The 26,454-nt window shown below is 59.7% G+C and carries 22 protein-coding genes; 14 read left to right on the forward strand and 8 right to left on the reverse strand.

What is annotated here, in order from left to right; genetic code table 11:
- Positions 1–16: 16 nt before the first annotated feature.
- Complete coding sequence (locus K3557_RS19160; protein ID WP_259995933.1) at positions 17–955, reverse strand: c-type cytochrome; 939 nt, start codon at positions 953–955, stop codon at positions 17–19.
- 170 nt (positions 956–1,125) lie between these two features.
- Here K3557_RS19160 and K3557_RS19165 point away from each other — a divergent pair, with 170 nt between their 5' ends.
- The 6 genes from K3557_RS19165 (at position 1,126) to infB (ending at position 7,854) form a co-directional block, all read left to right on the forward strand.
- The gene (locus K3557_RS19165; protein WP_259988550.1) at positions 1,126–1,563 is read left to right on the forward strand and encodes an RNA polymerase sigma factor; all 438 of its coding nucleotides are present in this window, start codon (positions 1,126–1,128) and stop codon (positions 1,561–1,563) included.
- Positions 1,560–2,309: an anti-sigma factor gene (locus K3557_RS19170; protein ID WP_259995935.1), complete on the forward strand. Its 750-nt coding sequence runs from the start codon at positions 1,560–1,562 to the stop codon at positions 2,307–2,309. Before K3557_RS19165 ends, K3557_RS19170 begins: the two co-directional genes overlap by 4 nt.
- 190 nt (positions 2,310–2,499) lie before the next feature.
- Entirely contained in the window at positions 2,500–3,090 is a 591-nt protein-coding gene (gene rimP / locus K3557_RS19175) for a ribosome maturation factor RimP (protein ID WP_134831092.1), read from the forward strand.
- Positions 3,090–4,706, forward strand: coding sequence for a transcription termination factor NusA (gene nusA / locus K3557_RS19180; protein WP_259995937.1), 1,617 nt, complete (start codon positions 3,090–3,092; stop codon positions 4,704–4,706). Before rimP ends, nusA begins: the two co-directional genes overlap by 1 nt.
- Positions 4,707–4,732: 26 nt before the next feature.
- On the forward strand, positions 4,733–5,353 hold the full coding sequence (locus K3557_RS19185; protein ID WP_259988542.1) for an RNA-binding protein: 621 nt from the start codon (positions 4,733–4,735) through the stop codon (positions 5,351–5,353).
- Between the two features lie 8 nt (positions 5,354–5,361).
- Positions 5,362–7,854, forward strand: a complete 2,493-nt coding sequence (infB, locus tag K3557_RS19190; protein WP_259988540.1) for a translation initiation factor IF-2 — start codon at positions 5,362–5,364, stop codon at positions 7,852–7,854.
- Between the two features lie 641 nt (positions 7,855–8,495).
- Here infB and mutT read toward each other — a convergent pair.
- From mutT to K3557_RS19205, 3 genes are read right to left on the reverse strand one after another with little or no spacing between them, the layout of a single operon-like run.
- Positions 8,496–8,894 (reverse strand): 8-oxo-dGTP diphosphatase MutT, encoded by a 399-nt coding sequence (mutT, locus tag K3557_RS19195; protein WP_259995943.1) that lies wholly within the window; start codon positions 8,892–8,894, stop codon positions 8,496–8,498.
- Entirely contained in the window at positions 8,891–10,117 is a 1,227-nt protein-coding gene (gene argJ / locus K3557_RS19200; protein WP_259995945.1) for a bifunctional glutamate N-acetyltransferase/amino-acid acetyltransferase ArgJ, read from the reverse strand. Before argJ ends, mutT begins: the two co-directional genes overlap by 4 nt.
- A 2-nt stretch (positions 10,118–10,119) precedes the next feature.
- Positions 10,120–10,971 carry a peptidylprolyl isomerase gene (locus K3557_RS19205; protein ID WP_259995947.1) on the reverse strand — a complete coding sequence of 284 codons (852 nt, stop codon included), beginning with the start codon at positions 10,969–10,971 and terminating at the stop codon, positions 10,120–10,122.
- Positions 10,972–11,148: 177 nt separating this feature from the next.
- Here K3557_RS19205 and secA point away from each other — a divergent pair, with 177 nt between their 5' ends.
- From secA to K3557_RS19220, 3 genes are all read left to right on the forward strand, one after another.
- Positions 11,149–13,851, forward strand: coding sequence for a preprotein translocase subunit SecA (gene secA / locus K3557_RS19210; protein WP_259995957.1), 2,703 nt, complete (start codon positions 11,149–11,151; stop codon positions 13,849–13,851).
- Positions 13,852–14,164: 313 nt separating this feature from the next.
- Entirely contained in the window at positions 14,165–15,067 is a 903-nt protein-coding gene (locus K3557_RS19215) for a hypothetical protein (RefSeq protein WP_259995959.1), read from the forward strand.
- A 24-nt stretch (positions 15,068–15,091) separates the two neighbouring features.
- A complete protein-coding gene (locus K3557_RS19220) occupies positions 15,092–16,645 on the forward strand; it encodes a phosphate ABC transporter substrate-binding/OmpA family protein (protein WP_259995961.1) in 1,554 nt (517 codons plus the stop codon).
- A gap of 101 nt (positions 16,646–16,746) precedes the next feature.
- On the opposite strand, the gene radC is transcribed toward K3557_RS19220, so the two are convergent.
- From radC to dnaK, 3 genes are all read right to left on the reverse strand, one after another.
- Positions 16,747–17,511, reverse strand: a complete 765-nt coding sequence (gene radC, locus K3557_RS19225) for a RadC family protein (protein WP_259995963.1) — start codon at positions 17,509–17,511, stop codon at positions 16,747–16,749.
- A gap of 251 nt (positions 17,512–17,762) precedes the next feature.
- Complete coding sequence (gene dnaJ, locus K3557_RS19230; RefSeq protein ID WP_027257040.1) at positions 17,763–18,923, reverse strand: molecular chaperone DnaJ; 1,161 nt, start codon at positions 18,921–18,923, stop codon at positions 17,763–17,765.
- Between the two features lie 78 nt (positions 18,924–19,001).
- Positions 19,002–20,924, reverse strand: a complete 1,923-nt coding sequence (dnaK, locus tag K3557_RS19235; protein WP_259995967.1) for a molecular chaperone DnaK — start codon at positions 20,922–20,924, stop codon at positions 19,002–19,004.
- A gap of 214 nt (positions 20,925–21,138) precedes the next feature.
- On the opposite strand from dnaK, the gene K3557_RS19240 reads away from it, so the two are divergent.
- Positions 21,139–21,741, forward strand: coding sequence for an alpha-ketoglutarate-dependent dioxygenase AlkB (locus K3557_RS19240; RefSeq protein WP_259988520.1), 603 nt, complete (start codon positions 21,139–21,141; stop codon positions 21,739–21,741).
- Positions 21,742–21,816: 75 nt separating this feature from the next.
- On the opposite strand, the gene K3557_RS19245 is transcribed toward K3557_RS19240, so the two are convergent.
- Positions 21,817–22,638, reverse strand: coding sequence for an ABC transporter permease (locus tag K3557_RS19245; protein WP_259988518.1), 822 nt, complete (start codon positions 22,636–22,638; stop codon positions 21,817–21,819).
- A gap of 112 nt (positions 22,639–22,750) precedes the next feature.
- Between K3557_RS19245 and cysQ the strand changes: the two genes are divergently transcribed.
- The 4 genes from cysQ (at position 22,751) to galE (ending at position 26,447) form a co-directional block, all read left to right on the forward strand.
- A complete protein-coding gene (gene cysQ / locus K3557_RS19250) occupies positions 22,751–23,548 on the forward strand; it encodes a 3'(2'),5'-bisphosphate nucleotidase CysQ (protein WP_259995970.1) in 798 nt (265 codons plus the stop codon).
- A complete protein-coding gene (locus tag K3557_RS19255; RefSeq protein ID WP_259988514.1) occupies positions 23,548–24,348 on the forward strand; it encodes a 3-deoxy-manno-octulosonate cytidylyltransferase in 801 nt (266 codons plus the stop codon). The genes cysQ and K3557_RS19255 overlap by 1 nt, the downstream gene beginning before the upstream one ends.
- Before the next feature lie 177 nt (positions 24,349–24,525).
- Positions 24,526–25,419: a UTP--glucose-1-phosphate uridylyltransferase GalU gene (galU, locus tag K3557_RS19260; protein WP_259988512.1), complete on the forward strand. Its 894-nt coding sequence runs from the start codon at positions 24,526–24,528 to the stop codon at positions 25,417–25,419.
- Positions 25,420–25,463: 44 nt separating this feature from the next.
- Positions 25,464–26,447: a UDP-glucose 4-epimerase GalE gene (gene galE, locus K3557_RS19265; protein WP_259995972.1), complete on the forward strand. Its 984-nt coding sequence runs from the start codon at positions 25,464–25,466 to the stop codon at positions 26,445–26,447.
- Positions 26,448–26,454 lie beyond the last annotated feature (7 nt).

Here is a 26,454-nt window from a genome sequence, read left to right on the forward strand (position 1 = left end):
CCCCGGTTTTGACGTTTCAGCTTTTCTCACGGATGTAGGCAATAACGTTCTGGACATCATCATCTTTCTTCAAGCCTTTGAACCCCATGCGGTTGCCGGGCACCACTTTCTTGGGATCTGAAAGAAAGGCCGCGAGCTGGTCTTCGCTCCAGGTCAGGTTGGCGTCCTGAAAGGCGCTTGAGTATTTAAAGCCATCGGCCGCGGCGGAACCAGCACCGATGATACTGTGCAGGCTGGGGCCGGTGCCGTTTTTGCCTTCTTCAAAGCTGTGGCAGGCCTGGCACTTGCGGAAGACTTTCTTGCCTTTGGCCGGATCGCCTGACAGCGCCACCTCTGTCTCCTGGGCTGCAGGGGACGCCTGGGCGGTGTCGCTACCAGCTTCAAACACAAACCGGGCGGTAACCGGGACGGTGCGGGTAATGCCGGAGAGTTTCGCAAGCTCTTGCAGGATATCAACGCCTTTGGTCAGGCCCGCGTCCTCGACACCCAGAAACAGCAGATCATTGGTGGTGACCATGACTTTCCGGTCAGACAGGCGGGCCACAAACATTTCCGTTTCCACAGGAATATCGCGCCCCAGCAGGCTCAGCTTGCCTTCCACATCCGAAACCATTGTACCACCCGCTGGCAGCGCCTCCAGCGCAGCGATGTCGACCTTGGCCGTCAGCGCCGCCTGAGCCTCGCCATTGAACACAAGATCAATCATCCGTTCATTGCGGATATCAATGAAGGTCTCCACCGATGGCAGCGAAATTGCCACAGTGACAGTGCCGTCCTTGCTTACGCTGCCGGTCAGCTCTTCAAAGCTGTGCACCTCGCCCACCGTGTCTTTTTTAACTGAGCCAAAGGCGAGCTTGGAGCTTGCGCCGTCCAGCACCCAGTCTGCCGACAGCGCGGCTTGACCCGCAAAAATCAGCGCTGCAACAGAAACGCCACGAAACAGTGAGTTGAGCATCCTATGTCCTTCCTATTATCAATGTTCTTGCGGCACGGCGTCTTGACCGGCCTTGAGATTAAAACACGGCAGGAGCGCGGATTATTCGCTGGTTTGGCAAAAAGACGGCTGAGGAAGAGGTCAGGGAGGGGATAAGTCCCCTCTATCCCCGGTTGTGGCGCTTTTGCTTGATGCAGACCGGGCGGCGTGACCGGGCGGACGATCTGGCGCAAATGACTTGCCTGCGGGCGTTGGAAAAACACGCAGGATATCAGCCCGGCACGCATCTGGACCGCTGGCTGTTCCGGATCGCGCACCGGCTGTGGCTGAATGAGTTGCGGGCAACGGCCGTGCGCACAGGCGGCGGGCTGGTGGCGCTGGAAGAAACCGAGATTCCGGATCAGCGGGTAAACACGGAAACGAATATTTTCGCCCGTCAGGTGTTTTCAAAGGTAGGGGAGCTGCCTGAAAGCCAAAGGGTCACGGTTCTGCTCGTCTATGTCGAAGGCTTTGCCTACAAGGAGGCAGCGGAAATCCTGAATATCCCCATCGGCACGGTGATGAGTAGACTGGCGGCCGCCCGCAAGAAGATTGCGGGAGAGTTGGCGGAAACGGAGACGGGAACATGAATGAAGCGCAAGCGGCATTCACCGATGAAGAGCTGACAGCCTACCTGGATGGCGAGGCAGACGCGGAACTGCGCAGCCGGGTCGAGCTTGTTCTGACCACGGATGCGGCTTTGGCGCAGCGTCTGCAGACGTTGGATCTGCCGGTGGCTGCGTTGCGGGATGCCTTTTCTGCCGCGGCGCTGGGTGCCCCGCAGATGCCGGAAGGGCTGATTCCCGCATCCCGCCCCGCCCGTGCGCCGCTGCGGCTGGTTGCCGGAATGGCGGTGGCTTTTGGCCTAGGTGTTCTTTCCACTTATATGCTGCAGCCCGGACCCCAGCCGCAAACGGCGCCGGGGTGGAAGGCGGTCGTGGCATCTTATCAGTCGCTCTATATCACCGACACAGTGGCGAATGGCAGTCAGCCGGCCGAAGTGACAGCCGAAGTTCTGGATGGATTCAGCAGCCGCCAGGGCGTGGACTTGTCTCCTGCTCAAACTGTCGAAGGGCTGGAATTCAAACGCGCCCAGTTGCTTGGCTTCAAAGGCAAGCCCCTATTGCAAATGGCTTATCTTGGTCCGGACGGCGTGCCGGTGGCCTTCTGTATCATTCGGTCCTCTGGCGCCGATAAGGCGATGCAAAGCGAGGTTTTGGCTGGCATGGCCGCTGCCTCATGGGTCAGTGATGGCATCGCTTATCTGGTGATTGGCGGTCAGGATCAGAGCTTTGTGGATGGGGTTGCCGCGGATCTTCAAGGCAAGCTGGGGTAGCGGTCCGGCGGTCAGAAACTCTGCGCGCTGCACGACCCTCTTGCAGTTTCGCCAGAACCGTCCTATATGCCTTTGACAACAGCGGCGCGTTGAACCTCTGGTTTAAGGCTCCACCGGGAATTTCAACGGGCCGCGCGCCCGTTTTTTTGTGCCCGCAGGCCATCGCCTGCAAGCCCCAAGTGGAGGTCTGATGACCAACGACCTGATTGCCAAAGCTGCCATCGACCGGCGTCTGGCCGAGATCATCATCCCGGTGATTGAGGATCTGGGTTATGAGCTGGTGCGGATCCGGCTGATGTCTGGTAAGGCGACCACATTGCAAATCATGGCTGACAAGCCGGATGGCGGCATCGAGGTGGATGATTGCGCCGTGATCTCGAATGCGGTCAGCGCGGCACTGGACGTTGAGGATCCGATCCTCGACGCCTATGCGCTGGAAGTGTCGAGCCCCGGCATCGACCGGCCGCTGACCCGGCTGAAAGATTTTGATATGTTCGAGGGCTATGAAGCCAAGCTCGAAACCGACGAGCTGGTCGGCGGCCGCCGCCGCTTTAAGGGCGAGCTGGCGGGCACCGAGGAAGACGAAGTCCTGATCAACATCGAAGATCAGGGCGAAACCATGACCATTGGTTTGAAATTTGACTGGCTGAGCGATGCCAAGCTGGTTCTGACCGATGATCTGATCAAGGAAATGCTGCGCCAGCGCAAAGAGGCCGGCACGCTCAACGAAGACGCATTCGACGAAATCGAGACCGAAGAGTCCGAAGAGGAGAACAAGTAATGGCTATCACCTCTGCAAACCAGCTGGAGCTGTTGCAAACCGCCGAGGCCGTGGCGCGCGAAAAGATGATCGACCCCGGTCTGGTCATCGAGGCGATGGAAGAGAGCCTCGCCCGTGCGGCCAAAAGCCGCTACGGCGCCGAAATGGACATTCGCGTATCGATTGACCGCAAGACCGGCCGGGCGAAATTCACCCGCGTGCGCACTGTCGTGGCGGATGAAGAGCTGGAAAACTATCAGGCTGAACTGACCGTCGACCAGGCCCGCCAGTACATGGCGAATCCTGAAGTGGGCCAGACCTATGTCGAGGAAGTGCCGCCGGTTGAAATGGGCCGGATCGCCGCCCAGTCGGCCAAGCAGGTGATTCTGCAGAAGGTCCGCGAAGCAGAGCGTGACCGCCAGTTCGAAGAATTCAAAGACCGCGCCGGCACCATCATCAACGGTCTGGTCAAGCGCGAGGAATACGGCAACGTCATCGTCGATGTGGGCGCTGGCGAAGCAATCCTGCGCCGCAATGAAAAAATCGGCCGCGAAAGCTATCGCCCGAACGACCGTGTGCGCTGCTACATCAAGGACGTGCGCCGCGAGCCGCGCGGCCCGCAGATTTTCCTGTCGCGCACCGCGCCGGAATTCATGGCCGAGCTGTTCAAGATGGAAGTGCCGGAAATCTATGACGGCATCATCGATATCAAGGCGGTTGCCCGTGATCCCGGTTCGCGCGCCAAGATTGCTGTTATCTCTTATGACGGCTCGATCGACCCGGTCGGTGCCTGTGTTGGTATGCGCGGCTCCCGCGTGCAGGCCGTGGTGAACGAGCTGCAGGGCGAGAAAATCGACATCATCCCGTGGAACGAGGATCAGCCGACCTTCCTGGTGAATGCACTGCAGCCGGCTGAAGTGACCAAGGTTGTGCTGGACGAAGAAGCCGGCAAGATCGAAGTTGTCGTGCCTGAAGAACAGCTGAGCCTGGCCATTGGCCGCCGCGGCCAGAACGTCCGCCTGGCATCGCAGCTGACCAACCTCGACATCGATATCATGACCGAGGAAGAAGAATCGGCCCGCCGCCAGAAGGAATTCGAGGCGCGCACCAAGCTGTTCATGGAAACCTTGGATCTGGATGAGTTCTTTGCCCAGTTGCTGGTTTCCGAAGGCTTTACCAATCTTGAAGAAGTCGCCTATGTCGAGCTTGATGAGCTGCTGGTCATCGACGGTGTTGACGAAAGCACCGCCGGTGAATTGCAGGCCCGTGCCCGCGACTACCTGGAGGCCAAGGCCAAGGCGGCCTTGGATGCGGCTCGCGAATTGGGCGCCGAAGACAGCCTGATTCAGTTCGAGGGCCTGACCCCGCAGATGGTAGAGGCACTGGCCAAGGACGACGTAAAGTCGCTGGAAGATTTCGCCACTTGTGCAGACTGGGAACTGGCCGGCGGCTGGACCAACGATGGCGGCGAACGGGTCAAGGATGATGGTATCCTGGAACCTTTCGGTATGACGCTCGAACAGGCGCAGGACATGGTGATGACTGCCCGCATCATGCTGGGCTGGGTTGATCCGGCTGAACTAGAAGAAGACGCGGCAGAAGACGAAGACACTGGCGAAGAGGAAGGCGAAGCCTGAATTCAGGCTTTGCAGAGGAGAACTGCATGACACGCGGCGGCGCCACAAAAGACCGGACCGACGACAGCGAGCGTAAATGCATCGCAACCGGCGAGATCCAGCCCAAACAGGGCCTCATCCGTTTTGTGATGGGTCCTGACGGGCAAGTTGTGCCTGATGTGATGGGCAAACTGCCCGGCCGTGGTGTCTATGTGGCCTCCAGCCGGGCCGCATTGGAAACCGCGGTCAAGAAGAAGCTGTTTGCCCGCGGCTTCAAGGCCCAGGTCCAGGTGCCGGACGAATTGGTTCAGGAAGTTGAGCGGCAGGTTGTCCGCCGGCTTATTGAACTGATCAGCCTGGCGCGTAAATCGGGTGATGCGGTGTCCGGTTTTGAGCGGGTGAAAGACTGGCTTTACAAAGAGGATGCCCGGGTGCTGATCCAGGCGTCCGACGGGTCTGGCCGCGGAAAGTCGAAGCTGAGCACCCCCTACAAGGGCAAATTCATCGGCTGCCTCACGGCGGACGAGCTGGGAATGGCATTTGGGCGCCAAACTGCAATACATGCCGCCCTCGCCTCTGGCGGACTCAGCAAACGTGTTGTAGATGAGGCGCAACGACTGCAAGGTTTGCGCGAAATGGTGGGCGGCGACGGCCGCACGGAAGGATAAGAAGCTTTATGAGCGATAGTGACGGCAAAAAGACACTGGGTCTGCGTGGGGGTTCCCGTCCGGGGAACGTGAAACAGAGTTTCAGCCATGGACGGACCAAGAATGTCGTAGTGGAAACCAAGCGCAAGCGCGTTGTGGTTCCCAAGCCGGGTGCGGCCAAGGGCGGCGGCGGCGCTGCGCCTTCCACATCCGGATCGCGCCGGCCTGCCGGCATCAGTGACGCTGAGATGGAGCGCCGCCTGAAGGCGCTGCAGGCTGCCAAAGCGCGCGAGGTCGAAGAAGCGGCCGCCCGGGCCGCGGACGAAAAAGCGCGCGAAGAAGATCGCAACCGCCGTCGCGCCGAAGCGGAAGCCAAGGAGCGCGAGCAGCGGGAAGCCGAAGAACGCGCCAAGGCCAAGCAAGAAGAAGAAGAGCGCAAGAAGCGTGAAGCTGAAGTGGCAAAAGAACGCGCAGCTGCTGCAGCCGCTGCTCCTGCTCCTGCTGCGGATACGCCCAGAGCGGCCCGCCCGGCGCCGAACAAACCCGCACCTGCTGCCGCCCCGCGTAAAGCAGACCGTGAACGCGAACAGCGTCAGAACCGCGGCAAGGGCCAGGATGATGGCCGCCGCTCGGGCAAGCTGACATTGGGCCAGGCCACTGGCGGCGGCGGCAATCGCCACCGGTCGATGGCGTCGATGAAGCGTAAGCAAGAGCGTGCCCGGCAAAAAGCCATGGGCGGCCAGGTCGAGCGTGAAAAGGTCATCCGCGACGTTCAGCTGCCTGAAGCGATTGTGGTTTCAGAACTGGCCAACCGGATGGCGGAGCGTGTTGGCGAAGTTGTCAAATCGCTGATGAACATGGGCATGATGGTCACGCAGAACCAGACCATCGACGGCGATACCGCTGAACTGATCATCGAAGAATTCGGCCATAAAGTGGTCCGGGTGTCCGCTTCTGACGTCGAAGACGTGATCAAAGAGATCGAGGACAAGGACGACGATCTGAAACCGCGTCCGCCGGTCATCACAATCATGGGCCACGTTGACCACGGCAAAACTTCGCTGCTTGATGCCATCCGGGATGCCCGTGTTGTGGCTGGCGAAGCCGGCGGCATTACCCAGCACATCGGCGCGTATCAGGTGAAAACCGAAAGCGGCACCGTGCTGAGCTTCCTGGATACGCCTGGCCATGCGGCCTTTACCTCGATGCGTTCGCGCGGCGCTCAGGTGACGGATATCGTGGTTCTGGTTGTTGCCGCGGATGACGCGGTGATGCCGCAGACCATCGAAGCCATCAACCACGCCAAGGCGGCGCAGGTTCCGATGATCGTGGCGATCAACAAGATCGACAAACCGGCTGCTGACCCGACAAAGGTCCGTACCGACTTGCTGCAGCACGAAGTGGTTGTGGAAGCGATGTCCGGCGACGTGCAGGACGTTGAAGTTTCCGCGGTAACCGGCCAGGGCTTGGACGAGCTGCTGGAAGCCATTGCACTGCAATCGGAAATTCTGGAACTGAAGGCCAACCCCGACCGCGCCGCCCAGGGCGCCGTGATCGAGGCACAGCTGGATGTGGGCCGCGGCCCCGTGGCGACCGTTCTGGTTCAGACCGGGACCTTGCGCCAGGGCGACATCTTTGTTGTGGGTGAGCAATACGGCAAGGTCCGTGCGTTGATCAACGACAAGGGCGAGCGCGTTCAGGAAGCCGGTCCTTCGGTTCCTGTCGAGGTTCTTGGCCTCAACGGCACCCCGGAAGCAGGCGACGTGCTGAACGTGACAGACACCGAAGCACAGGCGCGCGAGATCGCAGAATACCGTGAGCAGGCCGCCAAGGATAAGCGCGCCGCTGCCGGTGCTGCGACCACGCTGGAACAGCTGATGCAGAAGGCCAAGGACGACGAAAATGTCTCCGAGCTGCCGATCCTGGTCAAAGCTGACGTGCAAGGCTCTGCCGAAGCCATCGTTCAGGCGATGGAAAAGATCGGCAACGACGAGGTGCGCGTGCGCGTGCTGCACTCGGGCGTCGGTGCGATCACCGAAACTGATGTCGGCCTCGCCGAAGCCTCCGGCGCGCCGATCATGGGCTTCAACGTCCGTGCCAATGCTTCCGCCCGCAACACCGCCAATCAGAAGAGCGTCGAGATCCGGTATTATTCAGTGATCTACGACTTGGTGGATGACGTGAAAGCGGCGGCCTCAGGCCTGCTGTCTGCCGAGATCCGCGAAAACTTCATCGGCTATGCGCAGATCAAGGAAGTCTTCAAGGTTACCGGTGTTGGCAAGGTTGCCGGCTGTCTGGTCACCGAGGGCATTGCCCGCCGTTCGGCAGGTGTCCGCCTGCTGCGTGACAACGTGGTAATCCACGAAGGCACGCTGAAGACACTGAAGCGTTTCAAAGACGAAGTGTCCGAAGTTCAGTCCGGTCAGGAATGCGGTATGGCGTTTGAAAACTACGATGATGTCCGTCCGAACGACGTGATTGAAATCTTCGAACGCGAAGAAGTCACCCGGACCCTTGACTGATCGTTGCTAAATCTAAATTGAAAAGCAGGCCCTGGCATCATTGCCGGGGCCTGTTTCTTTGGGCGGTTCCATTGTCACGTGCCGCAAGGGCCAAAGCGCAATTGAAGGCGACCCTGTCGTTGATGCTGAATGCGCCGCCCACGCAGGTTCATTCTGAATGTGCTGAGGGCGCAAAGACAGTTGACGAATTGGCGGAACGACAGAGTGGAAATGGGACAGACCAGCCCGCAAAGCAAAATTTTGTCAATTTGCCTTGGCCTTACGGGTCCAAAAATGGGGCAGCATTGTCAGCAACTCCATTTCTTGCCTGACATGCGTAATGAGTGATGGTTCAGGCAACTGGCGGCACCGGGCGGCCTTCATAGGTTCTTTTACCAACCCGCACCGCGATTTTCCCGTCAGGCAGTGTCCTTATGAAAATGCCCTGAACCAGCGAGAAACTGCCAACTGCGATTGTCCTTAGCATGGTCTTCTCCTGCCCAATTGGAACTTCGGGTAGTCAAATTCTTCGTACCTGATGCTTATGGATAATGATTAACAAAGGGTTCACAGGCACCGGTCCGGGGAGCTAAAGCCCCGGTAAAACGGTAAAATTCACCATTGGGAAAGCATGAAACCGCTGCGTTGCGGCTCCATGTTCTTTACAGCCAGTCCCGCAGAATCGGGATTAGCGGGATATCGGCGGGCGGCATTGGATAGTCCCGCAAATCCTGCGGCCGCACCCATTTCAGGGTTTGGCCTTCATTAGCCTGCGGGATGCCCTCCCACTTACGGCAGGCAAAAAGCGGCATCAGCAGGTGGAAATCCTCGTAGGAGTGGCTTGCGAAGGTAAGCGGTGCCAGGCAGGACGCCCAGGTGTCAATGCCTAACTCCTCCTGTAACTCACGGATCAATGCTGCCTCGGGTGTTTCGCCTGGTTCGATCTTGCCGCCTGGAAACTCCCACAGGCCGGCCATGGATTTACCTTCGGGGCGCTGTGCCAGCAGCACGCGCCCATCCACGTCGATGAGCGCAACTGCGGAAACAAGGATCACCTTCATGACCGGTAATCCGCGTTGATCGAGATATACTGATGGGTCAGATCACAGGTCCAAACCGTGGCTTTGCCCGCGCCCAGTCCCAAGCCTACTTTGATGGTGATCTCTTGTTTCTTCATCTCTGCAGCGCCCAGATCTTCTTTGTAGTCCGGTGCGACCCAGCCCTTTTCGGCCACTAGCACGTTGCCAAATGAGATCGACAGCAAGTCCCGGTCGGCAGCCGCGCCGGATTTGCCGATCGCCATTACCACGCGGCCCCAATTCGGGTCCTCGCCCGCAATTGCGGTTTTCACCAGCGGCGAGTTGGCGATAGCTAGACCATGCACCTTTGCATCCGCATCCGAAGCCGCGCCCGTCACCTGGATTTCCACAAATTTGGTCGCGCCCTCGCCATCGCGCACCACCTGGTGTGACAGGTCAAGCATTACCCGCTCCAGGCCTGCCGCAAACTCCGCGTTTCCAGTCGCGTCGACGCCCGAAGCGCCGGTGGCGCACAGCATCAGGCTGTCGGAAGTCGAGGTATCGCTGTCCACGGTGATGCAGTTGAAAGTCCGGTCGCAAATCCCGGCCAGCTGTTCCTGCAGGTCAGCTTGCCCGACCTTCGCATCGGTGAAAATGTAGACCAGCATGGTTGCCATATCCGGCGCAATCATGCCTGAACCCTTGGCGATGCCGGCGATCTTGACTGTCTTGCCTCCGATCCCCACCGTGGCGCTGGCGCCTTTGGCAAAGGTGTCGGTGGTCATGATCGCCTGGGCGGCACCTTCCAGTGTGCTTTCATCCAATGCATCGTTCAGTTCGCTGACCTTCGCGACAATCCGGTCATGCGGCAGCGGCTCGCCAATGACGCCGGTGGAGGCAGTAAAAACACGCGTGGAAGGCAGGCCGGTTGCTTCCGCAACTGCAGTGGTGATCTCCGCAACCGAGCTTTGCCCGAAATGACCGGTGAAGGCATTGGAATTGCCGGAGTTCACCAGTATTGCCGCACCGGCATCAGCATTGCCGCCCAGCTTGGCTTGGCAGTCCAGAACCGGGGCAGAACGGGTCTTGGAGCGGGTGAAAACCCCTGCAACCGCAGTGCCCGGATCCATCACTGCCAGCATCACATCGGTCCGGCCCTGATACTTGACCCCGGCCGCGGCTGATGCAAAACGCACGCCCTTGATCACCGGAAGATCGGGGAAGCTGGCAGGTGCCAGCGGCGAGACAGGCATGGGGGCGGCCATGATTAGTTCCTTACCAGGCTAAGGTCTTTGAGAATTGCCGGATTCAGATCCTCAATCTCGGACCGTTCGATTTCGGCGGACGCGGTCAGTTCATTCACGCTCTCTTCCACTGCCTTTTGGCGCAATTCCTCGGCCAGCTGTGCCCGCACTTCTTCAAACTCGGGGGCTTCGGTCTTGCGGCGCTCGCGCAGCAGGATCACATGCCAGCCGAACTGGGTTTTCACGGGTTCTGAAACTTCGCCCGAATGAAGCTTCAGAACAGCATCTTCGAACTCCGGCACCATACGGCCTGTGGTGAACCAGCCCAGATCGCCGCCGCTGGGACCGGAGGGGCCGGTGGACTTTTCCTTGGCAAGCGTGGCGAAATCGGCGCCGGCGTCCAGCTCCTTTTTGACGTCCTGTGCGTCCTCTTCACTTTCGACGAGGATATGGGCGGCATGAAACTCGTCTCCGCCGTCACCGGAAGAATACTTTCCGTCATAGGCGGCGCGCAGCGCATCCTCGCCGCTGGCCTTTTCCATGATCATATCGATCACGTTTGCGGCCAGCATGGCGCGCTCTTCGTTTTCAACGGACAGCTGCACGTAGCGAGGCACTTCGCCGTGCAACTGCTGTTTCAGTGCAGTTTGCTGAACCAGCTGATCCAGGATGGCATTGTAGAGCACGTCATCAGGCAGCTGTTTGTACTGGTCGGGCAGGTTTTCGCGGGCCATGACCATATGGCCGATGGTGATTTCTTCACCATTGACCGAGGCAACAACCGTGTTGGCATGAGGCGCAGCAGCTGCGGTCAGCGGCAGCGCAGTACAGGCTGCCACCGCCACGCCACGCAGAAAAGTGAGACCTTTACGCATTGAAACCTTCCTATTCCTAGGCCGCATAGGGGCCTGCCGTTGACACTCTATACCCTGCCGCTTACATCGCCTTGAGGCCATTGGCAGGACCGTCTTTCCACCATTGTTTATGGGTTGCGGACACGGCGGGCAAGCCTGCCCGATGCAAAGGCCGGACATAGGATCGCTGGAGAAGACATGCTGGGTTTCGGAACACTCGCCAAAAAGGTTTTCGGCACGCCGAATGACCGTAAAATCAAGGCGACACGGCCGCTGATTGCACAGATCAACGCGCTGGAGGATATGTTCGCGAAGCTTAGCGATGACGGGCTGAAGGACAAGACTGAGGAGCTGCGCAAGCGCGCATTGGGCGGTGAAAGCCTGGATGCACTGCTGCCCGAAGCCTTTGCCAATGTGCGTGAAGCGGCCAAACGGGCGCTGGGTCTGCGGGCTTTTGATACCCAGCTGATGGGCGGTATTTTCCTGCATCAGGGTAACATTTCCGAGATGAAGACCGGCGAGGGCAAAACTCTGGTGGCGACCTTTCCGGCTTATCTGAATGCGCTGACCGGCAAGGGCGTGCATGTGGTAACGGTGAACGAATACCTGGCCACGCGGGATAGTGAATGGATGGGCAAGGTGTTTGCCCAGCTGGGCATGACCACCGGCGTGATCTGGTCGGGGCAAGCCGACGCCGAGAAGATGGCCGCCTATAACAGCGACGTCACCTATACCACCAACAACGAACTGGGTTTCGACTATCTGCGCGACAACATGAAACCGTCGTTGGACCAAGTGTTCCAGAAGCAGCACAACTTTGCCATCGTCGATGAGGTTGACTCGATCCTGATCGACGAGGCCCGTACCCCGCTGATCATCTCCGGCCCGGCCGAGGACAGGTCCGAACTCTATTCGACTATCGACAAAGTGATCCCGCTATTGTCGGAAGAACACTATGAGATCGACGAGAAAACCCGTGGTGTGACTTTTACTGAGGACGGCAATGAATACCTGGAGCAGACGCTGCGTGAGCACGGTCTGCTGGAAGAGGATGCCTCGCTCTACGATCCGGAAAGCACCACTGTTGTCCACCACGTGAACCAGGCCCTGCGTGCGCACAAGCTGTTCCAGCGGGACAAGGATTATATCGTCCGCAATGGCGAAGTTGTTCTGATCGATGAATTCACTGGCCGTATGATGCCGGGCCGCCGCCTGTCCGAAGGATTGCACCAGGCCATTGAGGCCAAGGAAGAGGTCAATATCGAGCCGGAGAATACCACCCTGGCCTCGGTGACCTTCCAAAATTACTTCCGGCTTTATGACAAGCTCTCGGGCATGACCGGCACCGCGATGACCGAGGCTGATGAGTTCGCCGAGATCTACAGCCTGGGTGTGGTTGAAGTGCCGACCAACCGCCCGATTGCGCGGGTGGATGAGGACGATCAGGTTTACCGCACTGCCCGTGAAAAATATGAGGCGATGATCAAGGAAGCCAAGGTCGCGCACGCAAAGGGCCAGCCGGTTCTGCTGGGAACGACCTCGATCGAGAAATCCGAACTGCTGAGCCAGATGCTGCAGCAGGACAGCATCCCGCACAACGTTCTGAACGCCCGCCACCATGAGCAGGAAGCGCAGATCGTTGCTGATGCCGGCCGTTATGGCGCGGTGACCATTGCCACCAACATGGCCGGCCGCGGCACCGATATTCAGCTCGGCGGCAACGTCGAGATGAAAGTGCTGGAAGTGCTGGAGCAAAATCCGGAGGCTGATCCCGCAGAATTGCGTGCCGCCGAAGAAGCCAAACACGCCGAGGAAAAGCAGAAGGTGCTGGACGCAGGCGGGTTGTTTGTGATGGCTTCCGAACGCCACGAAAGCCGCCGCATCGACAACCAGCTGCGCGGCCGTTCTGGCCGTCAGGGCGATCCGGGCCGGACCCGGTTCTATCTCAGCCTTGAAGACGACCTGATGCGCATTTTCGGCTCGGAGCGGCTGGACAAACTGCTGTCATCGCTGGGCATGAAGGAAGGCGAAGCGATCATTCACCCTTGGGTGAATAAATCGCTGGAACGCGCGCAGGCCAAGGTCGAAGGCCGCAACTTCGACATGCGCAAAAACGTTCTGAAGTTCGACGATGTGATGAACGATCAGCGCAAGGTGATCTTCAATCAGCGCCGCGAAATTATGGCCGCCGAGGATCTGTCCGAGATTGTCGATGATATGCGCCACGAGGTGATCGACGATCTGCTCGACACCCACATGCCGCCCAAGACCTACGCCGATCAGTGGGACACAGCAGGCCTGCAGGAGCAGGTCCGCGAGATGCTGAGCATTGATGCGCCGGTGGTGGAGTGGGCCGCCGAGGAAGGCGTCGATGACGAGCAGATCCGGGAACGTCTGGTCCAGGCTTCTGATGAGATGATGGCGGAAAAAGCCGCGGCCTTTGGCCCGGAAAACATGCGCAACATCGAAAAGCAGGTTCTGCTGCAGACCATAGACAAGAATTGGCGCGAGCATCTGCTGACGCTGGAGCATCTGCGCTCGGTGGTGGGTTTCCGCGGCTATGCGCAGCGTGATCCGCTCAATGAATACAAGAACGAAAGCTTTCAGTTGTTTGAAAGCATGCTCGATTCCTTGCGTGAAGAAGTGTCCCAGCAGCTTGGCCGCGTGCGCCCAATGACTGAGGATGAGCAGCAGCAGATGCTGAAGGAAATGGCTGCCCGTCAGGCTGCAATGCAGCAAATGGCAGTCCCGCAGCCGACTGCAGCCGAAGCTCCGGCAGAAGCCCCGGCACCGGGTTTCGTGGAGGAGGATCCGGCGACCTGGGGCAACCCCTCACGCAATGACAAATGCCCTTGCGGGTCGGGTAAGAAGTTCAAGCACTGCCATGGCAGCCTTACCTGATATCCGGAGGAAGCACGCAGGATCCAGTTTTCTAACCTTGCGTCCGGCGGTGGGTGGATGATCTCCCGCCCGTCGCCGGTCTTTTGGCAAAGACTGCTTCCGTTGGGCGTGGCGCTGCGCAGTGCGCAGCGCGCTAGGCCGCCAAGGGCCTTTGGAGCTGCCAGGGCACGGGGCGTATAATCGGATTTGTTTCCGGACACGCAACAAAGATGGCGTGATTGCCGTATTTGCCGGAATCTCTCCTGCTGGGGGCCACAAACTGGCCGGCATTTGCAGACATGCTTCCTTAACCAAACTGGTTCTGGAGGATCCAATGCTAAGCAAACAGGTGATGCTGACAAGCGCGATGACGCTGGCTTGTGCCTTGGGCATCGGATTCTACATGCAGGCGTCTGGCCCGGGCTTGGTGATCGGCATGGCCGGCCGGACTGCGGCGGCTGATCCCGAATTGCCAGGCGAACCCGAAGCTGCTCAGCTGCAGATCGAAAAGATCACCCTGACGTCAGCGCCGCCTGCTGCAATTGCGTTGAAAGCGGGCAGCGAGCCAGCAGAACCCGATTACAGAGCGTCCTGCCAGATGACGGTCAAGGCTGAAGCTGCCCCGATGGCGATGGTCAATCTCTTTGTTGAGGCATCCTGCAAGCCAAACGAGCGCTTAACTGTGCATCACAGCGGCATGACCTTTACGGCTGCGCTGGACCACTCAGGCCGGTTCAGCACACTGGTGCCGGCTTTGACCCGAACAGCGGTCTTCATTGCAGAGACTTCAGGCGGCAGCGGAGCTGTCGCCGTCGCGGAGGTAGACGGCCTTGAAACTGTTGAGCGGATTGTTCTACAATGGACCGGTAACAGCGGCTTCGAAATCCATGCCCGCGAGTTCGGCGCCGCTTATGGCAGCGCTGGCCATGTCTGGCACGGCGCGGCCGGGGCTGGGCAGGTCGTGCGATTGGGTGACGACAGCCAATTGGCACCGCGTATTGCCGAGGTTTACAGCCTGCCAAGTGACACAAGCGAGTCTGGTACCGTGTCCCTGACTGCTGAGGCCGAAGTGACGGATGTCAATTGCGGCAGGGATGTTTCCGCCCAGGCGCTGCAATTGCGCAGTGGACAGCTCACAAGCCGGGATTTGGTGATGGCAATGCCGGATTGCGATGCAACAGGCAGCTTTCTGGTGTTGAATAATCTGGTAGAAGACTTGAAAATCGCATCCAACTGATTTGCGGTAACTTCAGGTATCCATATGACCTTCTTTCGTGCGGCCATTTGCGCCGCACTTTTTCTGGCAGTCTTTGCGCGCGGTCTTGCTGCTCAGGATGTCACCCTGTCTTCCCCGGATGGCGCAGTTGAAATCACTGGCACGCTGCTGGGATTCGACGGCGAGTTTTATCGGGTACAGACGCAATTCGGCGAACTCACCGTCGATGGTTCAGGCGTTGCGTGCGATGGGCCAGGCTGCCCCAGTCTGTCCGGATTTGTTTCGGAGATCACTTTGGCTGGTTCTTCAGCCATGTCAGAAGTTCTGATGCCTGCGCTGATTGAAGGCTTTGCTCTGCGTAATGGCTATCAGACTCACTTGGAGGCATTGCCCGACGGGAATTTCAGCCATGTCCTGCTGCGCGGGCAAAAGCCGGCCGCACGCTTCACTTTCCTGGCAAGCAATACGGATGGCGGGTTTGCGGCTCTTATTGCGGATGAAGCGGATGTGACGATGGCACTGCGGGAGATCCGTCCGCTTGAACAAAAGGCCGCCCGTGCCGCAGGACTGGGTGATCTGACCGGACCGGGCCGTAGCCGTGTTCTCGCGTTGGACGCCTTTGTGCCGGTGGTGGCGCCCAGCAACCCGGTGCGCGAGATTTCCTTGCCGCAGCTTGCTGGGATGTTTTCCGGTCAGATCACTAACTGGCAAACGATTGGCGGTCCTGATGCCCCGATTTCGCTGCATATGCCGGTTTCCGGTTCCGGCCTCGCCCAGGCGGTGGAGGATCGGCTGATGGTGCCTTTTGGGGCTGGGTTCACAACGCGAATCCGCCGCCATGACCGCAGCAGTACACTTGCCCGCCGGGTTCTCGTCGATCCCTTTGCCATAGGTATCGCCAGCTTTGCCGAGAAAGGCGCGGCGCGGGTGCTGACATTGACGGGCCCTTGCGGGTTCTCTCTGCAGGCCAGCCGCCGGGCAGTAAAGACTGAAGACTACCCGCTGACGGTTCCCATGTTCCTTTACCTGCCGGCCCGCCGCCTGCCCAAGATTGCGCGGGATTTCCTGGCTTATGTGCGGGGGCCTGCGGCGCAGGCAGTTATTCGCCGGGCAGGATTTGTCGATCAGGCGCCGGAACGGATCCCGGTCAGCCGCCAGGGCCGCCGCTTGGCAAATGCGATTCTGGCTTCAAAGGAAAAATCCGGACTGGAGGAACTTCAGCGGCTGGTGACCCTGTTGGGCGACATGCGGCGGTTGACCATCTCGTTCCGGTTCGAACCTGGGTCGGCGCGCCCTGATGCGCAGTCCCGCAGCAACGTCGAGCAGCTGGCCCGCGCGCTGGAGGCAGGAGAGTTCGACGGAAAAGAAATTGTTTTTGCTGGGTTTTCCGATGGGGTCGGGCCATCTGAAGGCAATCGGCGGATTGCTTTGAAGCGGGCAGGTGCGGTTCGGGATGCGGTGATCAAAGCAGCAGAGACGGCAGATGCAACCCGGGTGCAGATCAGCACACATGGCTTCGGCGAGGCCTTGCCGATGGCCTGTGACGACAGCGAATGGGGGCGGCAGATCAACCGCCGGGTTGAGGTCTGGGTGCGCTAAGTGCCGGGGCGGCGGGCGGGCTCCCGCGCATTTGACACGGCCTCAGAGATGCCCTGTAAATCCTTGGGCCGGGCACCGCGCTGGCGCGCGCTGCGGCAGCGCTAGAGAAGCCCGCGGGCGCGGAAGCTGAGTTCGGTGGATTTTCCGATAATCAAGTGGTCGTGCAGGGTGATGCCAAGGGCGGTCAGGGCGGCCTGAACCTGATCTGTCATGCTGAGGTCGCTGTCCGAAGGCGTGGGATCGCCGGACGGATGATTATGGACTAAAATCAAAGCACTAGCGTTGACCTCAAGAGCCCGCTTGGCGACTTCCCGGGGGTAAACCGGGACATGGTCGACGGTGCCTCGCGCCTGTTCTTCGTCGGCGATCAGCACGTTCTTGCGATCCAGGAACAGGATACGGAATTGTTCGGTTTCGCGGTGCGCCATAGTGGTATGGCAGTAGTCCAGTAACGCGTCCCAACTGGAAATCACCTGCCGCTGCATCACGCGGGCGCGGGCCATGCGGTGGGCTGCGGCCTCCAGTACCTTAAGGTCTGTGATCACCGCATCGCCGATGCCCCTGACCTGGGCCAGCCGTTCCGGAGAGGCCGTTACAACGCGGTTGAAATCCCCAAATGTGTCAAGCAGTTGCCGGGCCAAAGGTTTGACGTCGCGGCGCGGAATGGAGCGGAACAGGACCAGCTCCAGAAGCTCGTAGTCCGGCATTGCGGCAGCACCGCCCTGCAGGAAACGCTCGCGTAGGCGGGAGCGGTGGTCCTTGATGTAGGAGGGCAGGCGGCCTTGGGGCAGGGGGGCCGCAGGGGTTTCGTCGCTGCCGGGGAACAGCGGCAGGGAGACGTCCTGGAATGAGGGGTCCTGTGCCATGGCGCCATGGTGCCGCCATCATGGTTGAGGAAGTGTTAAGGGGCGCCGCAGAGGAGCGGCAACTGGGGGGTGACCGGCGTGCACCCCCTGTACACCGCCGCGGTGCAGCATGGGGAGAGGACTGCAGAGCGAGGATAAAAGAAAGCGCCCCCGGGCAGGGGCGCTTTCTTCTGTGACGTTTGCGGGGATGCGCCGGGGCTCCGCCCGTTCGCAAGCGAAACGCTCCCCCGGAGCGTTTCCAGGGAGCTTGCTCACCCCTTCATGCCATCCCAAAAGCTCTTCACCGAAGAAAAGAAGCTGCGGGATTCGGGGTTGGTGTTGTCCTCGGACATTTCCTCGAACTCGCGCAGAAGCTCTTTCTGGCGGGCAGTGAGGTTGACCGGGGTTTCCACCGCCAGTTCGATGAACATGTCGCCGGTGGCACCGCCGCGCAGGGCTGGCATACCCTTGCTGCGCAGACGCATCTGGCGGCCGGACTGGCTGCCTTCGGGGATCTGGACCCGGCCGCGGCCGCCGTCGATGGTCGGCACCTCGATGGAGCCGCCAAGGGCTGCCTTGGCCATGCTGACTGGCACCCGGCAGTAAAGATTGTTGCCGTCGCGTTCGAACAGGGCGTGCGGAGCAACCTCGACAAAGATGTAGAGATCACCGGGAGGGCCGCCGCGCAGGCCTGCTTCGCCTTCGCCTGCCAGGCGGATGCGGGTGCCTGTTTCAACGCCTGCCGGGATGTTCACCGACAGCGAACGGTCCTTTTCCACCCTGCCGTGGCCATGGCAGGATTTGCACGGGTTCTTGATGATTTGACCTAGGCCCGAACAGGTCGGACAGGTGCGTTCAACGGTGAAGAAACCCTGCTGCGCGCGGACTTTACCCATGCCGGAGCAGGTCGGGCAGGTGGTGGGTTCCACGCCGCCCTCAGCCCCGGTGCCTTCGCAAGAGGTACAGGAGACCGAGGTCGGAACCTTGATGGTCTTGTGCAGACCGCCAAAAGCGTCCTCGAGCGAGACCCGCAGATTGTACCGCAGATCGGCACCGCGGGAAGCCCGCTGCCGTCCGCCGCCGCCGCCGCGCTGGCCGCCCATGAAATCGCCGAACAGATCGTCAAAGACGTCGGAGAAGGCGGAGGAGAAATCACCGCCGCCAAAGCCCTGGCCCTGGCCGCCACGCTGGCCGCCGCCCATGCCGTTTTCGAACGCGGCATGGCCAAAGCGGTCATAGGCGGCTTTTTTTTCGGCGTCCTTCAGGACGTCATAAGCCTCGTTGGCTTCCTTGAACTGCGATTCGGCGTCCGGATTGTCGGAATTCCGGTCGGGGTGCAGTTCTTTGGCCTTCTTGCGAAAGCCCTTTTTGATTTCGTCTGCGGTGGCGCCCTTGGCCACGCCCAGAACGTCGTAATAGTCGCGTTTTGACATCGGATAACCCCATCTGCCTCAACGAAAATGGGCCGGTCCGGGGTCCGGACCGGCCCGCTATGGCCTGCGTATCAGGCGTTAGCGCTTGTCGTTGTCCAGGTCTTCGAATTCCGCGTCAACGATGTCGTCATCCGCAGGGCTTGCGGCCTCATCCGCGGCGGCCGGCTCTTCTTCGCTGTCCGCTTCGGCCTGAGCCTTGTAGATTGCTTCACCCAGCTTCATGGCGGACTCGGTGACGTTCTGGATGCCCGCTTTGATTTTCTCGGCAGTCGATTTCTCGTTCTCCAGATCATCCTTCAGCGCGGCGATGGCCAGTTCGATCACCTCGACGGTCGACGGATCGACCTTATCAGTGTGCTCTTCCACGGCTTTTTCGGTCGAGTGGATCAGGCTTTCGGCCTGGTTCCGGGCTTCGATCAGCTCGCGGCGTTCCTTATCGGCTTCGGCGTTCTCCTCAGCGTCCTTAACCATCTTTTCGATGTCGTCATCCGAGAGGCCGCCCGATGCCTGGATGGTGATCTGCTGTTCCTTGCCGGTCGCCTTGTCCTTGGCGCCGACCGACACGATGCCGTTGGCGTCGATGTCAAAGGTCACTTCGATCTGCGGCAGGCCGCGGGGCGCCGGCGGGATTTCCTCAAGGTTGAACTGGCCGAGCATCTTGTTGTCGGCGGCCATTTCACGCTCACCCTGGAAGCAGCGGATGGTCACGGCGTTCTGGTTGTCTTCCGCGGTCGAGAACACCTGGGACTTCTTGGTCGGGATGGTGGTGTTACGGTCGATCAGACGGGTGAAGACACCGCCCAGGGTTTCAATACCCAGGGACAGGGGGGTCACGTCGAGCAGCACCACGTCTTTGACGTCGCCCTGCAGAACGCCGGCCTGGATGGCCGCACCCATAGCAACCACTTCGTCCGGGTTCACGCCCTTGTGCGGTTCCTTGCCGAAGAACTTGGTGACTTCTTCAATGACGCGCGGCATGCGGGTCATACCGCCGACCAGAACAACCTCGTCAATGTCGCCAGCCGACAGGCCTGCGTCTTTGAGGGCTGCCTTGCAAGGATCCATCGAGCGTTTGATCAGGTCGCTGACCAGGCTTTCCAGCTTGGCGCGGGTCAGTTTCATCACCATGTGCAGCGGCTGGCCCGAAGACGGGTCCATCGAGATGAACGGCTGGTTGATCTCGGTCTGCGAGGTGGAGGACAGCTCGATCTTGGCTTTCTCTGCGGCCTCTTTCAGGCGCTGCAGGGCCATCTTGTCCTTGGACAGATCGACACCGTTTTCCTTTTTGAACTGGTCCGCCAGATAATTGACGATACGCATGTCAAAGTCTTCGCCGCCCAGGAATGTGTCGCCGTTGGTCGACTTCACTTCGAACAGGCCGTCGTCGATTTCCAGGATGGTCACATCAAAGGTGCCGCCGCCGAGGTCATAAACCGCGATGGTTTGGGTTTCTTCCTTGTCGAGGCCATAAGCCAGCGCAGCCGCGGTCGGCTCGTTGATGATGCGCAGCACTTCGAGGCCCGCAATCTTACCGGCGTCTTTGGTGGCCTGGCGCTGTGCGTCGTTGAAGTAGGCCGGAACGGTGATCACCGCCTGGGTGACTTCCTCGCCCAGGTAGGATTCCGCGGTCTCTTTCATCTTACCCAGGGTGAAGGCAGAGATTTGCGACGGGGAGTATTTCTCACCCTTGGCTTCGACCCATGCGTCACCGTTGCCGCCGTTGACGATGGAAAACGGCACCATCTTTTTGTCTTTGGCGACTGCGGCGTCGTCGAACCGGCGGCCGATCAGGCGCTTAACGCCAAACACGGTGTTGTCGGGGTTGGTGACGGCCTGGCGTTTAGCCGGCTGGCCGACCAGGCGCTCATTGTCGGTAAAGGCAACAATCGACGGGGTTGTGCGTGCACCCTCGGCGTTTTCAATCACGCGGGGCTGAGAGCCATCCATGATGGCCACGCAGGAGTTGGTGGTGCCTAGGTCAATGCCGATAACTTTGCTCATTTGCGATCCCTTTTTACTACTCAAGGCGATTACCCGAGGCCTGAACCCGTTGCGGCATCCTGGCCCCGATGGAAGTTGCGGTTTGGTCTGCACCTTGCCGCGTCCCGGCGTATATAGGGAGCAGAAAACGCCCCTGCAAGCGCTCAGACACGCGTTGATGCGTGAATCAATGCGCTTTTTTGCAAGGGTCATGGTTAAGGATGGATGAACGGCAATGACCTTGCTGCGTGTGCGCGGATTTGATGTCTACAAGGGGTTTCTTGAACCGGCCCGGCAAGCAGCGTTGATAGACGCGTTGCGGCCGGTGCTGAAAGCGGCGCCGCTGTTCTCACCCAAGGTGCCGGGGGGCGGGCAGATGTCGGTACGGATGACATCGGCGGGGCAATTCGGCTGGTATTCTGACGCCTCCGGCTACCGCTATGCAGAGCAGCACCCCTCAGGGCGGAACTGGCCGGATATCCCGGAGGCAGTATTGGAGATCTGGCGGCAATTGACCGGGCTGGAGCGGGCACCGGAATGCTGCTTGCTGAATTACTACGGAGAGGGAGCGCGAATGGGGCTGCATCAGGACAAGGATGAGGCGGATTTCTCTTATCCCGTGGTATCCATCAGCCTGGGCGATGACGCGCTGTTCCGGATCGGCAACCGCAGCCGTGGCGGCAAGACGGAATCAGTCTGGCTCAACTCAGGCGATGCGGTGGTGATGGGCGGTGATGCGCGGCTGACATATCACGGGGTGGACCGGATCCGGTTCAAGTCCTCGCGGCTGCTGCCCAAGGGCGGCCGGATCAATCTGACGCTCAGAATGGTTGCGTGACGCCGGCAGGGCGCAAAAGTTTTAAGAAAAACTTTTGCCAAGACTTTTTGAAAAGTCTTGGTCCGGGTTCTGCGGCTAGCGCCGCGCGCTCCAACTGATGGAAACCTGACGGCGGGTGTAGAACTCGCCCATCAGGCCAATCACGATCAGCACCAGCGCGACCCATGCAGCATACTGCCAGGAACTGAAATGCGGGTTGTAGTTGATAAAGACAAAGCCGCGGGCCTGGTCGATGCAGTGGAACAGAGGGTTCCAGTCGAACATGGCAAGCATGAAACTGGGCAGCGTGTTGGCCAGGAACATCTTGCCCGACGCGATCATATTAGCGCGCTGGTAGATCATCGTCAGAATACTCACCAGCCCAGGTGCCCAGGGTTTCAGCACCAAAAACACCAGCCCGACAGATGCGCCGGTGGTCCAGGCCAGCAAAATCATGCCAAAGGCGGGTATCGGCTCTTCGATATGCACCGGCGTGAATGCGACGTGATAGACAAACAGGATGATGAACAGTGACAGCACTTGGATGTACAGCGCGCCGATTGCGGCAGACAGAATGGCCACCATCGTGTTCATCGGCGCATGCTGCATCATCGGGCTGCTGGGTCCCTCAGCACCGGCAACGGCACCGACGGTTTTGGTGTGGACCATGAACAGAAACACACCGGACATAACATAGAGCAGGAAATCGCCGCGAATGGCTGATCCGCGCAGTCCGAGCAACGCGAACATGGCAAAAAACGCCCCGACGAAGAGGACGGCTTGCAAGATGTTCAGCGCCAGGGCTGCAAAGGCATTGTTGTGTTTGGAACGGACGCTGCGCACGACCGAATGGAATACCACCTCGCCAAGCGTGAGGAACCCGGACAACGAGGATTGCTGCGTGCGCTGCTGAAACATGTGTCCTGTATTCTCTGCTCGATTTTGATGCGGCTGCTTGCCGTTCCTCTATCTGCGCATCATAAGGGGCAAGAGGCAAATTTTCAATTAAACCCGTGTTAGGGAGATCTGCGTGACGTATGAAGACCTAGTGCCCGTGATCCGCCGACTGGCAATTGAAGCCGGTGCAAAGATCATGGAGATCTATAATTCTGACGATTTCGACGTGAAGGTGAAATCCGACGATAGCCCGGTAACAGCTGCGGATGAGGCTGCTGATGCGCTGATCTCGGCCGGGCTGCGGGCGGCCTTCCCGGATATGATGCTGGTCACCGAAGAGCAGTCTGACTCGCACAAAGAGCGCGGCGATACCTTTCTGATTGTCGACCCGCTGGACGGCACTAAGGAATTTATTCATCGCCGCGGCGATTTTACTGTGAACATTGCACTGGTGGAAAAAGGCGTGCCGACCCGCGGCGTGGTCTATGCACCGGCCAAAGAACGGATGTTCTTTACCCTGGCGGATGGCAGCGCGGTTGAAGAAACCGGCGCGTTCGATCCGGAAACTATCGGTGCAACAACGCCGATCCGGGTCGCCGGCAGCGATAACGCTGCGCTGATGGTGGTGGCGTCGAAATCGCACCGCGACCAGGCAACCGACGATTATATCGGCAAGTACAATGTGAAGGACAGCAAGAGCGCCGGCTCTTCGCTGAAGTTCTGCCTGGTGGCCACTGGTGAGGCGGATCTGTATCCGCGTGTCGGCCGCACTATGGAGTGGGACACAGCTGCCGGTCACGCGGTGCTTGCCGGCGCTGGCGGCAAAGTGGTGCGTTTTGACGATCACTCCCCGCTTGTTTACGGCAAGGAAGGTTATGCGAACCCGTTCTTCATTGCCTATGCGCCGGCTGTGGAGCTGAAGAAAGCCTGATGTCTGTCCTGATCGTCATCCCCGCCCGCTACGCCTCGACCCGCTATCCCGGCAAGCCGCTGGTGCCGCTGACCGGTGCCACCGGTGAGGCCCGCACGCTGGTGGAACGCTCCTGGCGGGCGGCCTGTTCGGTGCAAGGCGTGGACCGGGTGGTGGTGGCGACTGATGATGATCGCATCAGGCAGGCAGCCGAAGCCTTTGGCGCCGAAGTGGTGATGACTTCGGAGACCTGCGGCAATGGCACTGAACGCTGCGCCGAGGCGCATGCAGCGCTGGGCGGCGGTTATGAGATTGTGGTGAACCTGCAGGGCGACGCTCCGCTGACGCCGCACTGGTTTGTCGAAGATCTGGTGGCGGGGCTGCGTGCAGCGCCCGGCATGGGGCTGGCGACACCGGTGCTGCGCTGCAATGGCGAGACGCTGAACAGTCTTCTGGCCGATCGCAAGGCCGGCCGGGTTGGCGGCACCACCGCAGTATTTGCCGAAGACCGCAGTGCGCTCTATTTCACTAAGGAAGTGGTCCCGTACTGCGCGCAGACCTTTGGTGATGGCGAAAATACGCCGGTCTTTCACCATGTCGGCGTCTATGCCTACCGCCCGGACGCCTTGGCGGCGTATTCTGGCTGGACGGCGGGGCCGCTGGAGAAACTGGAAGGGCTGGAACAGCTGCGCTTCCTGGAGAACGGCCGCAAAGTTCTGTGTGTCGAAGTCGAAGCCCGAGGGCGCGAGTTTTGGGAGCTGAATAACCCGGAAGATGTGCCGCGGCTGGAGACGATGATGAAGAAGATGGGTCACGAGTAGGCGAAGAATGGTAAAAAGTACTGACACAGGCAGAAGCACACTGATGGGATGCAGCCCGGGACCGCTGGCAGCTGCATCGCGAATTGTTGGGGACAGCCAGGTCTAGCGGAGCTTTACCTCTCCTCGCTTGCGGGGAGGGCGGTATCCGGCCTGGAATTTTAGTATTGAGAGAGCGCCATGCGTAAAAAGGTAACTAAAGCTATTTTTCCCGTTGCGGGCATGGGAACGCGGTTCCTTCCCGCAACCAAATCCGTTCCGAAAGAAATCATGACATTGGTCGACCGGCCACTGGTGCAATACGCCATCGACGAGGCGCGCGCTGCCGGGATCAAGGAATTCATCTTTGTCACGTCGCGCGGCAAAGGTGCGCTCGAAGATTATTTTGACCATTCACCGGTTCTGGAGCAGGAACTGCGTAAAAAGGGTAAGCAGGATCTGCTGGATTTGCTGCAAGACACCAATATGGAATCCGGTGCCATCGCCTATATCCGCCAGCACAAGGCGCTGGGCCTGGGCCATGCGGTCTGGTGTGCCCGTCGGCTGATCGCCAATGAACCCTTTGCGGTGATCCTGCCGGATGATGTGATCGCGGCAGAAAAACCCTGCCTGCAGCAGATGGTCGAAGCCTACGAGGAAACCGGCGGCAACATGGTGGCTGCGATGGAGGTTCCGCCTGAAAAGACGTCCTCTTACGGTGTGCTTGATGTGAAAGACGACATGGGCCAGGTGGTTGCGGCTAATGGGATGGTAGAAAAGCCAAGTGCAGGCGAGGCGCCTTCGAACCTGGCTGTGATCGGCCGCTATATCCTGTCGCCTTCTGTATTGAAGAACCTCAACAAGATGAAGTCGGGTGCGGGCGGCGAGATCCAGCTGACCGACGCAATTGCCGAGGACATTGCGCAGGACGTGCCGGTTTACGGCTACCGGTTCCGCGGCCAGCGGTTTGATTGCGGTTCCAAGGCCGGCTTTTTGCAGGCCACTGTCGCTTTTGCGCTGGCACGTGAAGAGTTGCGGGATGATCTGATGAACTACATCTCCGAAATCGCGCAGGTTGGCAAAGCCGCGCAATAACCACTCTGGCCGCCCCCGGGGCGGCCCTGCATGGGGCAGAGACAGTGACACATATCCTGGTGACCGGCGGTGCCGGCTATATTGGTTCGCATGCCTGCAAGGCGCTGAAAGCGGCGGGCTACACCCCTGTAACCTACGACAACCTGGTGACCGGCTGGCAGAACGCGGTGAAGTTCGGCCCGTTTGAGCGGGGCGACTTGAATGACCGGGCGCGGCTGGATGAGGTCTTTGCCAAGTACAATCCTGCTGCTGTGATGCATTTTGCGGCGCTCAGCCAGGTTGGCGAAGCGATGAGCGAACCGGGCCGCTACTGGGCCAATAACACAGGCGGGTCGCTGAACCTGATCGAGGCCGCAGTGGCGGCAGGTTGTATGGATTTCGTGTTCTCCTCGACCTGCGCCACATATGGCGAGCACGACAATGTTGTGCTGGACGAGAACACGCCGCAGCTGCCGCTGAATGCCTATGGCGCCTCCAAGCGCGCGGTGGAGGATATCCTCAAAGATTTTGGGGCTGCAAACGGGTTGCGTTCGGTTATTTTCCGCTATTTTAACGTGGCGGGTGCTGATCCAGAGGCAGAGGTGGGCGAGTTCCACCGTCCCGAAACCCATCTGGTGCCGCTGGTGCTGGATGCTGTTGCAGGCAAGCGCGATGCGCTGACCATCTTTGGCACCGATTACGATACCCCGGATGGCACCTGCATCCGCGACTATGTGCATGTCTGCGATCTGGTGGACGCGCATGTGCTGGGGCTGAAGTGGCTGGAAGCAGGTAAGGGAAGCCAGGTGTTCAACCTTGGCACCGGTTCTGGCTTTTCTGTGCGCGAAGTCATGGACAAGGCCGAGGCGGTGACCGGTCAAAAGGTACCGTGCAACACAGGTGAGCGTCGGGCGGGAGACTGCACCAAGCTGGTGTCGGGCTCGACCCGGGCGGTCACCGATCTGGGTTGGGAGCCGCGCCGCTCAACCCTGGAGGTGATGATCGCCGATGCCTGGGAATGGCATAAGACAGGTCACTACGAGGCCTGAGCATAAC

Source organism: Leisingera sp. M523, assembly GCF_025141335.1.
In the GTDB taxonomy this organism is placed as follows: domain Bacteria; phylum Pseudomonadota; class Alphaproteobacteria; order Rhodobacterales; family Rhodobacteraceae; genus Leisingera.

Bases quoted from the DNA above. Each gene is read 5' to 3' on its own strand.
- galU (WP_259988512.1), top strand. From the start codon at position 24,526: ATGCGTAAAAAGGTAACTAAAGCTATTTTTCCCGTTGCGGGCATGGGA.
- argJ (WP_259995945.1), bottom strand. From the start codon at position 10,117: ATGGCCGCCCCCATGCCTGTCTCGCCGCTGGCACCTGCCAGCTTCCCC.
- K3557_RS19215 (WP_259995959.1), top strand. From the start codon at position 14,165: ATGCTAAGCAAACAGGTGATGCTGACAAGCGCGATGACGCTGGCTTGT.
- K3557_RS19205 (WP_259995947.1), bottom strand. From the start codon at position 10,971: ATGCGTAAAGGTCTCACTTTTCTGCGTGGCGTGGCGGTGGCAGCCTGT.
- rimP (WP_134831092.1), top strand. From the start codon at position 2,500: ATGACCAACGACCTGATTGCCAAAGCTGCCATCGACCGGCGTCTGGCC.
- K3557_RS19255 (WP_259988514.1), top strand. From the start codon at position 23,548: ATGTCTGTCCTGATCGTCATCCCCGCCCGCTACGCCTCGACCCGCTAT.
- dnaJ (WP_027257040.1), bottom strand. From the start codon at position 18,923: ATGTCAAAACGCGACTATTACGACGTTCTGGGCGTGGCCAAGGGCGCC.
- K3557_RS19220 (WP_259995961.1), top strand. From the start codon at position 15,092: ATGACCTTCTTTCGTGCGGCCATTTGCGCCGCACTTTTTCTGGCAGTC.
- mutT (WP_259995943.1), bottom strand. From the start codon at position 8,894: ATGAAGGTGATCCTTGTTTCCGCAGTTGCGCTCATCGACGTGGATGGG.
- K3557_RS19245 (WP_259988518.1), bottom strand. From the start codon at position 22,638: ATGTTTCAGCAGCGCACGCAGCAATCCTCGTTGTCCGGGTTCCTCACG.
- secA (WP_259995957.1), top strand. From the start codon at position 11,149: ATGCTGGGTTTCGGAACACTCGCCAAAAAGGTTTTCGGCACGCCGAAT.
- K3557_RS19160 (WP_259995933.1), bottom strand. From the start codon at position 955: ATGCTCAACTCACTGTTTCGTGGCGTTTCTGTTGCAGCGCTGATTTTT.
- K3557_RS19240 (WP_259988520.1), top strand. From the start codon at position 21,139: ATGACCTTGCTGCGTGTGCGCGGATTTGATGTCTACAAGGGGTTTCTT.
- dnaK (WP_259995967.1), bottom strand. From the start codon at position 20,924: ATGAGCAAAGTTATCGGCATTGACCTAGGCACCACCAACTCCTGCGTG.
- infB (WP_259988540.1), top strand. From the start codon at position 5,362: ATGAGCGATAGTGACGGCAAAAAGACACTGGGTCTGCGTGGGGGTTCC.
- K3557_RS19170 (WP_259995935.1), top strand. From the start codon at position 1,560: ATGAATGAAGCGCAAGCGGCATTCACCGATGAAGAGCTGACAGCCTAC.
- K3557_RS19165 (WP_259988550.1), top strand. From the start codon at position 1,126: ATGCAGACCGGGCGGCGTGACCGGGCGGACGATCTGGCGCAAATGACT.
- nusA (WP_259995937.1), top strand. From the start codon at position 3,090: ATGGCTATCACCTCTGCAAACCAGCTGGAGCTGTTGCAAACCGCCGAG.
- K3557_RS19185 (WP_259988542.1), top strand. From the start codon at position 4,733: ATGACACGCGGCGGCGCCACAAAAGACCGGACCGACGACAGCGAGCGT.
- radC (WP_259995963.1), bottom strand. From the start codon at position 17,511: ATGGCACAGGACCCCTCATTCCAGGACGTCTCCCTGCCGCTGTTCCCC.